This is a genomic window from Streptomyces sp. NPDC047028 (genome assembly GCF_040644095.1).
Classification (GTDB): domain Bacteria; phylum Actinomycetota; class Actinomycetes; order Streptomycetales; family Streptomycetaceae; genus Streptomyces.
This window is the reverse complement of record NZ_JBEYVS010000064.1, coordinates 1-13,278: the sequence shown is the minus strand read 5'-3', so window position 1 is coordinate 13,278 and position 13,278 is coordinate 1. Positions and strand designations below refer to the sequence as shown.

At 72.0% G+C, this 13,278-nt stretch carries 9 protein-coding genes and 2 pseudogenes; 7 read left to right on the top strand and 4 right to left on the bottom strand.

Annotated elements, in window-relative coordinates:
- Window positions 1-33: 33 nt before the first annotated feature.
- A complete protein-coding gene (gene solA, locus ABZ854_RS34170; RefSeq protein WP_361219042.1) occupies window positions 34-1,209 on the bottom strand; it encodes an N-methyl-L-tryptophan oxidase in 1,176 nt (391 codons plus the stop codon).
- Between the two features lie 565 nt (window positions 1,210-1,774).
- Here solA and ABZ854_RS34165 point away from each other — a divergent pair.
- The 7 genes from ABZ854_RS34165 to ABZ854_RS34135 all read left to right on the top strand — a co-directional run bounded on the left by ABZ854_RS34165 (window position 1,775) and on the right by ABZ854_RS34135 (window position 10,630).
- Window positions 1,775-3,961: an acetate--CoA ligase family protein gene (locus ABZ854_RS34165; protein WP_361219085.1), complete on the top strand. Its 2,187-nt coding sequence runs from the start codon at window positions 1,775-1,777 to the stop codon at window positions 3,959-3,961.
- The gene (locus ABZ854_RS34160; RefSeq protein ID WP_361219039.1) at window positions 3,958-4,764 is read left to right on the top strand and encodes an SDR family oxidoreductase; all 807 of its coding nucleotides are present in this window, start codon (window positions 3,958-3,960) and stop codon (window positions 4,762-4,764) included. The genes ABZ854_RS34165 and ABZ854_RS34160 overlap by 4 nt, the downstream gene beginning before the upstream one ends.
- Window positions 4,761-6,377, top strand: coding sequence for a 5-guanidino-2-oxopentanoate decarboxylase (locus ABZ854_RS34155; RefSeq protein WP_361219037.1), 1,617 nt, complete (start codon window positions 4,761-4,763; stop codon window positions 6,375-6,377). Before ABZ854_RS34160 ends, ABZ854_RS34155 begins: the two co-directional genes overlap by 4 nt.
- A 107-nt stretch (window positions 6,378-6,484) precedes the next feature.
- Entirely contained in the window at window positions 6,485-7,645 is a 1,161-nt protein-coding gene (locus tag ABZ854_RS34150) for an acyl-CoA dehydrogenase family protein (protein WP_361219034.1), read from the top strand.
- 71 nt (window positions 7,646-7,716) lie between these two features.
- Window positions 7,717-8,868: an S-(hydroxymethyl)mycothiol dehydrogenase gene (locus ABZ854_RS34145; RefSeq protein ID WP_361219032.1), complete on the top strand. Its 1,152-nt coding sequence runs from the start codon at window positions 7,717-7,719 to the stop codon at window positions 8,866-8,868.
- A 34-nt stretch (window positions 8,869-8,902) separates the two neighbouring features.
- On the top strand, window positions 8,903-9,763 hold the full coding sequence (locus ABZ854_RS34140) for an endo alpha-1,4 polygalactosaminidase (protein WP_361219029.1): 861 nt from the start codon (window positions 8,903-8,905) through the stop codon (window positions 9,761-9,763).
- Between the two features lie 18 nt (window positions 9,764-9,781).
- Entirely contained in the window at window positions 9,782-10,630 is an 849-nt protein-coding gene (locus ABZ854_RS34135) for an MHYT domain-containing protein (protein ID WP_361219026.1), read from the top strand.
- 22 nt (window positions 10,631-10,652) lie between these two features.
- Here the strand turns inward: ABZ854_RS34135 and ABZ854_RS34130 are convergent.
- The 3 genes and pseudogenes from ABZ854_RS34130 to ABZ854_RS34120 form a co-directional block, all read right to left on the bottom strand.
- Window positions 10,653-11,920, bottom strand: a pseudogene (locus ABZ854_RS34130) (IS701 family transposase).
- A gap of 205 nt (window positions 11,921-12,125) precedes the next feature.
- Window positions 12,126-13,040: a serine hydrolase gene (locus ABZ854_RS34125; protein WP_361219024.1), complete on the bottom strand. Its 915-nt coding sequence runs from the start codon at window positions 13,038-13,040 to the stop codon at window positions 12,126-12,128.
- A 47-nt stretch (window positions 13,041-13,087) separates the two neighbouring features.
- A pseudogene (locus ABZ854_RS34120) lies at window positions 13,088-13,269 on the bottom strand (transposase); the annotation flags it as partial.
- Window positions 13,270-13,278 lie beyond the last annotated feature (9 nt).

Sequence of the window (13,278 nt, the reverse complement as noted above, 5' to 3'; positions counted from 1 at the left end):
CGGAGAGAGGACCCTGGGACTGCGGACGGACCGTCAGGTCATCCAGTTGACGGGGTGGTCCGGGTCGGTGAGCGCGGGGCGGTCGAGCCGGAACGTGGCGTAGGGCTCCGTCGAGGCGAGCGAGGCGTCCTGGCTCAGGTCGGACAGCAGCCGGCCGAAGGTCGGCGCGAACTTGAAGGCGTGCGCCGCCCCGAGGCCGACCAGGATCCGCTCCGCTCCCGGTACGGCGCCGAGGACGAAGTCACGGTCCGGGGTGAGGGTGTAGAGACACCGCTTGGAGCGGACCGCCTTTCCGCTGCCCGGGAACCGCTCGGCCATGAAGCGGGAGAGCACCTGGAGCATCTGCGGGTCCGTCGTCCCGGACCGCTTCTCCGGGAGCACCTCGGGCCCCCCGCAGTCCTGGCCGGCCTTGACCGTCGCCTCCCCGTACGTGGGGAAGCCGTAGAAACTCGGGTCGTCCAGCCAGATCCAGACCGGGAAGGCCCCGGGCGCGAACCGGGCCGGGTCGCCGGGCTCGAAGTACGTGACCTGCTCCTCCAGCACGGTCAGCGGGACCTGCCAGCCCAGCGGCCCCAGCAGGACGTTGGCCCAGGCGTCCGTGCACAGCACCACCCGCTCCGCGGAGTACCGCCCCTTCGGCGTGACCACCTCCACGCCGCGCGCTCCGTGGCGCAGACCGGTCACCGGTTCCTCGTCCCGCAGCACCGCGCCCGCGGCGACGGCCAGCCGCTGCATGGCGGCGGTGGAGCGGGCCGCGGGCACGATGGAGGTGCGCTCCTGGAACATCGCCGTCGTACCGTCGGGCACCGCGATCTGCGGCCAGCCGGCGCGCACCTCCTCGGTGGAGAGCAGCTCGTAGGGGATCCCCTCGGCGTCCAGGCTGCGCCAGTAGTCGTCCAGCGGCAGCGAGGAGCGCGGGGGGCGGAGGTCGACCCCGCCCGTGCGCGTCACGAACCGCTCGCCCGCGGCCTGTTCCAGCCGCGCCCAGTCGTCGTAGGCGTGCCGGGTCAGACGCACGTAGTCGGGGCGGTGGTAGCTGTGCCGCAGGATGCGCGAGGTGTCGTGTGACGCCCCCCGCTCGTGACCGATGCCGAACTGTTCGAGCGCGAGCACGCTGCGGCCCGACTCGGCGAGGTGCCAGGCGGTGGCGGAGCCGAGCCCGCCCAGACCGACGACGATCACGTCGAACGACTCGGTCCCGGTGTTCATGTCCATGATGTGGCCTCTCGACGCGGGCACTCGGCGCCCGTGTCTCCTCGGCGCCGCCGTGCGGGAGGGGCGCCGAGGGGAAGCGGGCTGGGAACCGCTCGCGGTGATCGGACCGGCGCCGGGGGCGCGCGGCGAGGCTGACGCGAGGGGGCTGCTTCGCTCGATCGGGGAGCGATTACTGAACGACCATGCAGGAGCGGATTCCCGGCTGTCAACACCCGGATCCATACCGACGCAACTGATTGAGCAGTCAGCAAGATTCGGTCGCGTTCGATTGACAAACCCCTGTTCCGGCCCACAAGCTACCGAATATTGAACTGTCCCATCAGTCAGTAAAAGGCGATCGAACCGGCCGGCTTGAGCGGCCCGCCTCGCCTCCGTCCGGCAGCTCGACAGCTACGACAGCTACGGCGGTTCCAGCAGCTACGCAGCTACGGCAGCCGCCACGGCCCCCGCAGCTCCGGTGGCACCGCCGACCCGGGCGACCACGCCGGAACCCGGACTCCACACCCACTCGACTTCCCGCTTCCCCCGCCCTCGGCCATCGAGAGGAGCCGTCGTGACGATGCCCACCCGTGACCACTCCGGCGCCACCCAGGACAACGGCCTCGACGTCTTCCACGACCCCGCGTCCGTGGCCGTCGTCGGCGCCTCGGCCAACCCGGCGAAGTGGGGGTACTGGCTGGCCCGCGGCGCCCTGCGCGGCCGGTCCCGGCGCTCCGTCCACCTGGTCACCCGCCGCAGCACGCGCATCCTGGGCGTGCCGGCCGCCGCCACCCTGCGCGACCTGCCCGAGGTGCCCGAACTGGTCGCCGTGTGCGTACCCGCCGCCCAGGTGGGCCCCGTCGTCGAGGAGGCCCTCGGCCTCGGGGTCCGCGGCCTGGTCGGCATCACCGCCTCAGTGCCGGACGAGCGGCGCCTGGCCGCCCGGGTCACCGCCGCCGGGGCCCGGCTGATCGGCCCCAGCAGCCTCGGCCTGTTCGACGCCGCCTCCGACCTGCAGATCACCTGGGGGGACTTCCCGCCCGGCGAGCTGGCCGTGATCTCGCAGAGCGGCCAGGTGGGCAGCGAGATCGCCCTCCACGCCCAGCGCTCCGGCGTCGGCATCTCCCGGTTCGTCTCCGTGGGCAGCCAGGCCGACGTCACGGCCGCCGACCTGCTGGAGGACCTCCTCGGCCACGACCGCACCCGCGCGGTGGGCGTGTACCTCGAAGGTTTCCAGGACGGCCGGCGCCTCTTCGACGCCATGCGGGCTCTCCGAGCCGCCGGCAAACCCGTCCTCCTGCTCGCCGCCGGCGGCAGCGAGGCCGGCGCGCGGGCCGCCCGCTCCCACACCAGCGCGCTCACCTCACCGATGGAACTCGTGGACGCCGCCTGCCGCGCCGCCGGCGCCGTCCGGGTGGAGACCCCGGCCGCACTGGCCGGAGCCGCCGCCGTCCTGCTGGCCGCGCCCCTCCCCGCCGGACCCCGCACCGGAATCGTCAGCGACAGCGGCGGACAGGGCGCACTGGCCGCCGACTGCGCGACCCGGCGCGGCCTCGACGTCCCCCGGCTCGGCGAACCGACAGCCACCGCCCTCGCCCGCGAGCTGCCCGCCGGCGCCGGGACCACCAACCCCGTCGACCTCGCCGGCGCCGGCGAACAGGACCTCGGCAGCTACCGGGACACCGTCACGGCCCTGCTCCGCTCCGGAGACGTGGACAGCGTCCTCCTCAGCGGCTACTTCGGCCGCTACGGCCTGGACAGCCCCGCCCTCGCCGACGCCGAACGGCAGGTCGCGGCCGAACTCGCCCGCGCCGCCCGGGACCACGGCCGGCCGCTCGTCCTGCACTCCATGGGCGACGACGGCGACACCGCACGGCTGCTGCGCGAGACGGGCGTCCCGGTGTTCCCCACCGTCGAGACCGCCACCGAGGCGCTCGCCTGCGCCGCCGCGTTCCGGGCCCGGCCGGGACGCACCCTCGAACCGGTCCTGCCCGCCGCCACCCCGGAGGGGCACGGCTACGAACCGGCGCGCGCCCTCCTCACCGAGGCAGGCGTGGCCTTCCCGCCCGCCCGCACGGTGCGCGACACCGCCGACGTCCGTGACGCGACGGCCCAACTGCGCGCCCCCTACGTCCTCAAGGCGGCCTGGCTCGCCCACAAGACGGAGATGGGCGGCGTACGCGTCGGCCTCGCCGGCCCCGACGACGCGGTCCGCGCGCTCACCGGCATGAAGCAACGCCTGGGCGAGGGGCCGTACGTCCTGGAGGAACAGGACGTACGGCCGGACGTGATCGAGATGATCGTGGGCGGACGACGCGACGCCCGCCTCGGCCCCGTGATCACCGTGGGAGCCGGCGGCGTCGAGGCCGAACTGCACCGCGACACCGTCACCGAGTGCGCGCCGGTCGGCCCCGACGAGGCCCGGCGGATGATCGCCGCCCTGCGCTGCGCGCCACTCCTCGCCGGCTGGCGCGGCCGGCCCGCCGTCGACACCGAGGCGCTGGCCGAGACCGTCGTCGCCGTCTCCCGGCTCGTCGCCCGGCTCACCGCCGACGGCACGGAGATCGAGGTCAATCCACTGCGCGTCGCACCCGACGGCGCCCTCGCCGTCGACGCCCTGCTCCTCACCCACGGCGACGACACCACGCCCGACACCAAACCCGGCACGAAGCCCGGCGACACGCGCGATACGACGCCCGCCACGAAGCCCACGCCCCACACGAAGCCCACGCCCCACACCAAGCCCGACGCGGAGGAAGAGTCATGACCCCCCAGACACAGCCCGACGAGTTCCGCGGGCAGACCGCGCTGGTCACCGGCGGCGGATCCGGCATCGGCCGGGCCATCGCGCTGCGCTGGGCGGCGGGCGGCGGACACGTGACCGTACTGGGCCGCCGGGAGGAGGCGCTGCGCGGCACGGTGGAGCTTATCGAGGCCGCCGGCGGCGCCGCCGACGCCGTGGCCTGCGACGTCCGTGACGCGGCCGCCGTGGACGACGCCGTCGACCAGGTCGCCGAACGCCACGGACGCCTCGACGTCCTCGTCAACAATGCCGCGGGCAACTTCGTCGTACCGGGCGAGCAGTTGTCGCCGGGCGGCTGGAAGGCCGTCATCGACATCGTCCTCAACGGCACCTTCCACTGCACCCGTGCCGCCGCCCGGCACATGCTGCCGCGCAACCGGGGCGCCGTCCTCAACGTGATCGCCGGATACGCCTGGCACGGGCACCCCGGCACCGTGCACAGCGCCGCCGCCAAGGGCGGGGTCCTCGCCATGACGCGGACCCTGGCCGTGGAGTGGGCTGCCCGCGGCGTCCGCGTCAACTGCATCGCCCCCGGACCCACCGAGACCGAGGGAGCGGCCGCCGCCCTCTGGCCCGACCGGGCCGCCCGCGACCGCGTGCTCTCCAGCGTCCCGGCCGGACGGTTCACGACCCCGGACGAAGTGGCCGAGTCCGCCGCCTTCCTGATCAGCGACCGCGCCGCCTACGTCACCGGCGACGTCCTCGTCGTCGACGGCGGGCAGTGGCTCGGCAAGTCCATCTACACCAGCGCCCGGGACACGGCATGAGCGCCCCGATGACCGGCGGCGAAGCCCTCGTGGCCGCCCTGGCCGCCCACGACGCCGACACCGTCTTCGGCATCCCCGGCACGCACAACCTCCCCGTCTACGCCGCCCTCACCCGGCAGGGCATCCGGCACGTGTCCCCGCGGCACGAGCAGGGCGCCGCGTTCGCCGCGGACGGCTGGGCCCGGGCCGGCGGACGCCCCGGGGTGTGCCTCACCACCACCGGCCCCGCCGTGCTCAACGCGGCCACCGCCGCCGCACAGTCCTACTCCGACTCCGTACCCGTCCTCCTCGTCTCCCCGGGCATGCCCGTACGCCACCCCGGCCGCGGCAACGGACTCCTGCACGAGGTCAAGGACCAGCGGGCCGCCCTGGACGCCGTCGTCGCCTACAGTCACCGTGTCACCACCGTCGCGGAGATACCGTTCGCCGTCGCCCAGGCGTACGCCCACATGGCGACCGGACGGCCGCGCCCGGTGCACCTGGAGATCCCCCTGGACCTGCTGGACGAGCAGGCACCCGTGCAGGTGGTTCCCCCGGTCACCGTGCCGCCCGCGACACCGGCACCGGCCGCCGTCCTGGCCGCCGTACGCGCCCTCGCGACGGCCGAGCGGCCGGTGATCATCGCCGGCGGCGGAAGCGCGGGCGCCGCCCGCGAACTGCGCACGACCGCCGAACTGCTCGGGGCACCGGTCGTCACCACGGCCAACGGCAAGGGCGCCCTTGGCGACGGCCATCCCCTCGCGGTGGGCGCCGGCCTCCACCACCCGGCCGTGCACGACCTGGTGGCCGGCAGCGACGCCGTGCTCGCCGTCGGCACCGAACTCGCCCCCGCCGACCTGTGGAACGGTCCCCTGAAGCGCACCGGCGCACTGGTGCGCATCGACGTCGACGCCCAGGCCGCCACCACCAACGAACTCCCGGACGTCGCCGTCGTCGCCGACGCCGCCCTCGCCCTGCGCGCGATCCACCGCGGTCTGACAGCCGTCGTCGGGCCGCCCTCCCGGGACCACACCCGCGCCGCCGAGGCACGCGCGGCCGAGGTCCGCGCCGCACGCGACGCGCAGGCACGGTCCGAGGGCGCCGACCACCTGGACCTGACCGCGGCCATAGCCGGGGCGCTCGGAGCCGACGGCGTGCTCGCCGCGGACTCCGCCATGGCCGCCTACTACGGCGCCCTGTCGAACCTGCCCGCACAGCACCCGCGTTCGTTCCTCTACCCCACCGGCCTCGGCACGCTCGGCTACGCGCTGCCCGCCGCGATCGGCGCCAAACTGGCCCGCCCCGGTACCCCGGTCGTCGCCCTGCACGGCGACGGCGGGCTCATGTTCACCGTCCAGGAACTCGCCACCGCCGCCCAACTGCGGCTGCCCCTGCCCGTGGTGGTCTCCGACAACGGCGGCTACGGCGAGATCCGCAACGAGATGGCGGACCGCCACGACCCCGTGCACGCCGTCGACCTGCCCGGACCCGACTTCGTCGCACTCGCGCGAGCCCTGGGCTGCCACGGAGAACGCGCCGACACTCCGGAACGCCTGGCCGAGGCGCTGAACAACGCCCTCGCCGCCGACCGCCCCACCCTCATCCACTGGCCGGAGAAGGCCGCCACCGGCTGACAGACGCCGACAGTCATCACCAGCCCGCCGGCTGACCGACGGCCGGCACTCACCCCCCGCCCGCTCCGCCCTCGACGACACCCGACACCGCCGACAGGAGGAAGACCATGAACGCGTTCCCCGAGCCCTGGCCGCTCACCGACGAGCAGCGAGCGATCGTCGGTCTCTGCCGTGACTTCGCCCGCAACGAGATCCGCCCCCGCGCCCGCGCCGTGGACGAGGCCGACGTCGTCACCCCCGTCGACATCTGGCGCAAGGCCGCCGAGGTCGGCCTCACCGACTACATGCTGCCGGAGGAGGTGGGTGGCGGCGGCTTCACCGACGTCTTCACACAGTGCCTCGTACAGGAGGAGCTGTGCTACGGCGACCCCGGCATCGGCAACCTCGTGTGCTCCAACGGCTTCTTCGCCGACCCCGTGCTGGAACTGGGAACCGAGGACCAGAAGAAGCGCTGGCTCGGACCGCTGACCGGACCCGAGGCGCCGATGACGTCGCTGGCCACCACCGAGCCCGGCGCCGGCTCCGACGCCGCGTCGATCCAGACGACGGCCCGCCGGGTGGAGGGCGGGTACGTCCTCAACGGGCAGAAGGCGTGGATCTCCAACGCCGGAGCCGCCCGCTCCTACGTCGTCTTCGCCAAGACCGACCCGGGCCTGCGGGCCAGGGGAGTCACGGCCTTCCTCGTCGGCGCCGACAGCGAAGGACTGAGCGTCGGCGAACCGATGCGGAAGATGGGCCAGCGGGCCATCGTCTGCCGGGAGGTGTACTTCTCCGACGTGTTCGTGCCCGACGAGGACCGGCTCGGCGAGGAGGGACAGGGCTTCCACGGCCTGATGCGGACCTTCGACATCTCCCGCGTCGTGCTCGGCGCCGCGTCGGTCGGCGCGGCCCGCGCCGCCTACGAGTACGCCCGCGACTACGCCCGCGTCCGCGTCCAGTTCGGCAAGCCCGTCATCGAGCACCAGGCGGTCGCCTTCCGCCTGGCCGACATGGCCACCCGCATCGAGACCGCCCGGCTGCTCGTCCTGCGGGCCGCCCGCGCCATCGACGCCGGCGACCCGGGCGTGACCGCACTGGCCGCGATGGCGAAGCTGACCGCCTCGGAGACCGCCATGTTCAGCACGTGGGCGGCCGTGCAGACCCTCGGCGGCTGGGGCTACTCGCGCGAGTACCCGGTGGAGCAGTGGATGCGCGACGCCAAACTCGAGGAGATCGAGGAAGGCACCTCGGACATCATGCGCATCGTCGTCTCGCGCCATCTGCCCTGAGCCGTCCGCGCCACGCCCGGTGACCGTAACTACACACCCACGCACGAAGAACACAGGAGAGGTGGAGACACATGCCACAGCTGGTACGAGGCGTCGTGGCGCGGGCGAAAGGCGAGCCCGTCCGGCTGGAGACGATCGTGGTGCCGGACCCGGGGCCCGGCGAGGCGGTCGTGCGCATCCAGGCCTGCGGCGTCTGCCACACCGACCTGCACTACCGCGAGGGCGGGATCGGCGACGACTTCCCCTACCTCCTCGGCCATGAGGCGGCCGGCGTCGTCGAGGCCGTCGGAGAGAACGTCGGCGATCTCGCGCCCGGAGACTTCGTCATCCTCAACTGGCGGGCCGTGTGCGGGAAGTGCCGGGCCTGCCGGCGCGGACGGCCCTGGTACTGCTTCGACACCCACAACGCCCGGCAGCGCATGACCCTGACCGACGGAACCGAACTCTCCCCGGCCCTGGGCATCGGCGCCTTCGCCGAGAAGACGCTCGTCGCCGCCGGCCAGTGCACCAAGGTGGACAAGACCGCCGACCCGGCCGTGGCCGGGCTGCTCGGCTGCGGGGTGATGGCCGGGATCGGCGCCGCGATCAACACCGGCGGCGTCGGCCGGGGCGACTCCGTCGCCGTCATCGGATGCGGCGGCGTCGGCGCGGCCGCCGTCACCGGGTCCGTCCTGGCGGGCGCAGCGCGGGTCATCGCCGTCGACGTCGACGACCGCAAACTGGACACCGCCCGCCGGCTCGGCGCCACCCACACCGTCAACTCCCGCGCCACCGGCGCCGTCGAGGCCATACGCGAACTGACGGGCGGCCACGGCGCGGACGTCGTCATCGACGCCGTAGGCCGCCCCGAAACGTACGAGCAGGCCTTCTACGCCCGTGACCTCGCCGGCACCGTGGTGCTCGTCGGCGTCCCCACCCCGCAGATGCGCGTCGAACTGCCGCTGCTGGACGTGTTCGGCCGGGGCGGCGCCCTGAAGTCCTCCTGGTACGGCGACTGCCTGCCCTCCCGGGACTTCCCGCTGCTGATCGACCTGTTCCTGCAGGGACGGCTGCCCCTGGACGCCTTTGTCACCGAGACCATCGCCGTGGAGGAGGTGGAGGACGCCTTCACCCGCATGCGCGAGGGAGAGGTGTTGCGCTCGGTCGTGGTGTTCTCAACCGGTCCGGGGAATTCCCTCGGGGTGAATCCCGGGGGGAATTTGACGACCCGTACGCCACAATGAGCGCGCTGGTACGACCCCTGCACTGGAGTAACACATGCCCAAGCACTCCCCGGCCCCTTTCTATCGGCGCAGAGCGACCATCGCCGCCGCCGCACTCGGTGTCACCGCGACGCTGGGGGCGGGCGTGCTGATGTCCAACGCGTTCGCCGGCGGTAATGCCACGCGTGCCGTGAGGAAGGTGAAACTCCCGCCGGTCAACGCCTCTTTCGATTACCAGATAGGCGGTGCGTACACCCCTCCCAAAGGCGTCCGCGTCGTCTCCCGTGACCGCGCCGCCAAACCGGCCAAGGGGCTGTACACCATCTGCTACGTGAACGCGTTCCAGGCGCAGCCCGACGTGCTCGGCTGGTGGAAAAAGAACCACCCGGAACTCGTCCTGCGCGACCGCTCCAAGCGCGTCGTCATCGACGAGGACTGGGGTGAGGCGCTGCTGGACACCTCCACGGCCGCCAAGCGCGCCAAGCTGGCGTCGGTCGTGGGCGGCTGGTTCACCGGCTGTGCCAAGAAGGGCTTCCAGGCCGTCGAACCGGACAACCTCGACTCCTACGAGCGGTCCGGCGGCCGCCTCACCAAGGCGAACAACACCGCCTTCGCCACCCTCCTCGCGCGGCGCGCGCACGCCGCCGGACTGGCGATAGCCCAGAAGAACGCGGCCGAGCTCCTGGGCTCCCGCGCGAAGATCGGATTCGACTTCGCGATCGCCGAGGAGTGCGGGGAGTACAGCGAATGCGGCGGCTACGCGAAGGCGTACAGCAATCGCGTCTTCGACATCGAGTACAACACGAAGGGCTTCAATTCAGCCTGTTCGTCGTGGGGCAAGAAGTTGTCCGTCGTGAAACGTGACGAAGACGTGCAGCCCAAGGGCGCGAGCGGCTACGTCTACCGCTCCTGCTGAGGCGGGGGAGAAAGGCAGATGTCCGCCGATGTCGAAGGGTTCCAGTACGGGGCGGTCACACCGGTGGTGGCCTACCTCATGGCATTTCTCGGGTCCGCGCTGGGACTTCGGTGCGTGGTGCGGTCCGTGTATTACCGGCGGGGCCGGAAACCGGGCTGGCTGGCCCTCGGCGCGGCATCGCTGGGCTGCGGAATCTGGATGATGCACTTCGTCGCCATGATGGGCTTCGGGATCAGCGGGGCGAGCCTCACCTATGACGTCCGGCTGACCATGATCAGCCTCGTCGCCGCCGTCGTGGTGGTCGGCTTCGGTGTCTTCACCGTCGGCTACCTGGGCGCCGGCCGGGTCGTCCTGTCCTTCGCCGGCTCGGTCACCGGCCTGGGCGTGGCGGCCATGCACTACCTCGGCATGGCCGCCCTCCAGGTCGACGGCAGCATCCAGTACGCCCTGCCCGTCGTCGTCCTGTCCGTCGTCATCGCCGTCGTCGCGGCCACGGCGGCACTGTGGGCGGCCGTGAGCGTCCGGGGATTCGGCGCGGCGCTCGCCGCGAGCCTCGTGATGGCCGTCGCCGTCACCGGCATGCACTACACCGCCATGGGCGCCGTCAGCGTCCATCTGCACACCGCGCCAGGCCATCTCGCCGGCGGCACCTCGGCCGTCTCGATGCTCCCGATGCTGGCGGGCCCCGCCCTCTTCCTCCTCGTGGCCACCGGCGTCGTGTTGTTCGACCCGCTGCTCATCCTGGGCGAGGGCGACTGGGACAACGGCCGCGTCACCCCCGGGGCCACCCCGCCCCACCGGGACTCCGCCGCCCACCCACCGACGACGGAGCCCCGGACCCGGCCCGATCCGTACGACAGGACCTAGTACTCCAGTGTGATTTCGTGATCTATGCGGTGGAGGGGGCGGAGAGTCGGCGCCGGTAGTGGCTGCGACGGGCTGTGGCCTGGTGCTGCCTTCGCCAGGCTGACCAGGCCAGCAGCAGGTTCGGGGTAGTGCTGGGTGGGTCGAGCAGCGCCCCGAGCAGGTGGCGGATCTCGGGTACGGTCAGGTCGATCGGGTCGCGGCTGCGAGCGGGACGATTCAGCTGGGCCGGTCTTGATGGTGTCGCGTCGGTGGCCAGGACGGTGAGGAAGGCCAGCGCGAGTATGGCCAAAGTGATGTGCCGGTGCCACGCGGTCCAGTGACGGACCTGGTAGTGGTCCAGGCCGACTTGGCCCTTCGCCGCCTGGAAGCACTCTTCGATGCACCACCGGATGCCCGCGACCCGGATCAGCTCGGACAGCGGTACTCGCCCGGGCGACCAGGACAGGTAGAAAGCGAGTTCGCCGCTGGTGGGGTTTCGGCGGATGAGCAGGTGCCGGTGGCCGTCGCTGTCGGTCTCGATCCAGGCCCAGTCGTAGTAGCGGGGCCCCTTCGCCCCGCTCCAGCGCTCTGTCGGTGCCAGGCGGAGGCGGGTAGGCGGTCGGCGGCGGCGTTCGCCCGGGTGGCAGTGCGACCGTGGTTGATCCGTACCCGGGTGCTGCAGGCGACGGCCAGCACGTAGCCGATCCCGCGTGACTCCAACAGGGCGCGTAGGACCGGGTCTTGGCCGTATGCCTCGTCGCCCGTCGCCCACGAGGCGGTGACTCCGGCATCCAGCGCGGCCGCGATCATCTGCCCGGCCAAAGTGGGCTTGGTCGCGAACTGCACCTGGTCGGGGATGCCCGCGCGGGTGCGACGCTCGTCGTCCTTGCACCAGGTCTGCTCGGGAAGGTAGAGCCGACGATCGATCAAGGCCCGCCCGTGGCGGGAGGCGTAGGCGAGGAACACGCCGACCTGGCTGTTCTCGATCCGCCCGGCCGTGCCGGTGTACTGCCGCTGCACGCCCGCCGAACCGCGGCCCTTCTTCAAGAACCCGGTCTCGTCGACGATCAGCACGCCGTCGTCGGCCCCCAGATGCTCAACGACGTAGGCACGGACATCGTCGCGGACGTCATCGGCGTTCCAGCGTGCGGTTCGCAGCAGCCGCTGCATCGGCCCGGGACGGGAATGGCCGGCTTGCTCGGCCAGCTGCCAGCAGTTCTTCCGCTCGACGGCGGAGAGCAGTCCGAACAGGTAGGCCCGGGCCGTCGCCCGCGGCTCGACCCGGTGGAACCGGCTCGCGATCCTCGACATAGCCTGGTCGAACATCGCCCGCCATCGGGCTGCGTCTATGCTGTGGTTCGCGGCCACCGCACTCTCATCATGAGTCCACACAACCTTTGATGATCACGCGGTGGCCGTTGCCGCTCTCACCCCGCTCCGGCACGTCGCGTATAGGTGAAGGCGCTCAGCCGTATGCCATGGGTCTGGCTTTGCCGCTTCGGGCGCCGAAAAGACTTCAGGCACACGTGTCCTGTAGTGCGGTGACGGCCTCTGCGGTGGCGGCGCCGATGGCACGGCTGATCGCGGCGTCGTCCGAACCAGGCCGGGATCGAGTGAAAACAGCGGCGGCATATCGGCGGCCATCGGGATAGGAGATCACGCCGATCTCGTTGCGGATCACGCCGACCAGGCTGCCGCTCTTGGCCGCGACGCGTACTGGCAACTGGAACCCGCTCGCGATACGGTGCCGGGTCAACTGCCTGGCCATCGCGGCGCGCACACGCTCGCACGCGGTTGCTGGGCCCGCCTGGTCCGTCCAGATCAGCCGCAGTAGGTCAACCATGTCGCGAGGGGTGGTGCGGGTCCCCTGCGACGGGTCCAAGGCGCGGGAGGCAAGGAGTCTCTCGTCGGCCTGCGCCATGTCGTTCGTCGATGCGTCGGCCGCCCAGGCCAACAAGTCCTGCCAGCTGGCACGGCCAAGGTCCTGGCCGATGGAGTCGAGCATGGTCTGCAGGTCGGACTCGATCGCCGTGCTGGTCAGGCCGAGCCGGGTCGCCGTCGCGTTGAGTGCGTCCACGCCGACTCGCCGCAGCAGTGCGTCGGTGGTGTGGTTGTCGCTGATGGTGAGCATCAGGACGACCATGTCCCGCCAGGAGAGCACGACATCGTCGTGGAAGAGCGAGATCCCGACTGGGCCGGGAGTCCGAGCGGCAGCACTCAGCGTCACCCGCTCACACGGGTCCAATCGGCCTTCAACGAACGAGGTCTCCGCTTCGAGGGCGACCTGCACCTTGACCACCGAGGCCGGGACCACGGGTTCATCAGCATGCAGACCGAACTCGGCGTCCCCTTCCAGCGGCTGGACGCATAGGGCGCCCTCGCATCCAGCCTGTTCAAAGATCGCTCGTATGCCCTCCGTCACGGCGTCCATTCTGTCAGCATCGGAGCGCGAGACCACGAAGTCGCACTGGAGTATTAGACCGTCTTCCACGGCCCGTACCGCTCGGGCAGGTCCCGCCAGGCGGCGCCTGTGGAAGCTTCCACAGGATCCCGTTGAGCACCTGACGGCGGTCTCGCACCGGCCTGCCCATCCGCGACGGAGCCAGCAACGGCTCGATCACCGCCCACGATTCATCGGTCAACTCATGACGACGCACCACGAACAGACC

Bases quoted from the DNA above. Each gene is read 5' to 3' on its own strand.
- solA (WP_361219042.1), bottom strand. From the start codon at position 1,209: ATGAACACCGGGACCGAGTCGTTCGACGTGATCGTCGTCGGTCTGGGC.
- ABZ854_RS34165 (WP_361219085.1), top strand. From the start codon at position 1,775: ATGCCCACCCGTGACCACTCCGGCGCCACCCAGGACAACGGCCTCGAC.
- ABZ854_RS34160 (WP_361219039.1), top strand. From the start codon at position 3,958: ATGACCCCCCAGACACAGCCCGACGAGTTCCGCGGGCAGACCGCGCTG.
- ABZ854_RS34155 (WP_361219037.1), top strand. From the start codon at position 4,761: ATGAGCGCCCCGATGACCGGCGGCGAAGCCCTCGTGGCCGCCCTGGCC.
- ABZ854_RS34150 (WP_361219034.1), top strand. From the start codon at position 6,485: ATGAACGCGTTCCCCGAGCCCTGGCCGCTCACCGACGAGCAGCGAGCG.
- ABZ854_RS34145 (WP_361219032.1), top strand. From the start codon at position 7,717: ATGCCACAGCTGGTACGAGGCGTCGTGGCGCGGGCGAAAGGCGAGCCC.
- ABZ854_RS34140 (WP_361219029.1), top strand. From the start codon at position 8,903: ATGCCCAAGCACTCCCCGGCCCCTTTCTATCGGCGCAGAGCGACCATC.
- ABZ854_RS34135 (WP_361219026.1), top strand. From the start codon at position 9,782: ATGTCCGCCGATGTCGAAGGGTTCCAGTACGGGGCGGTCACACCGGTG.
- ABZ854_RS34125 (WP_361219024.1), bottom strand. From the start codon at position 13,040: ATGGACGCCGTGACGGAGGGCATACGAGCGATCTTTGAACAGGCTGGA.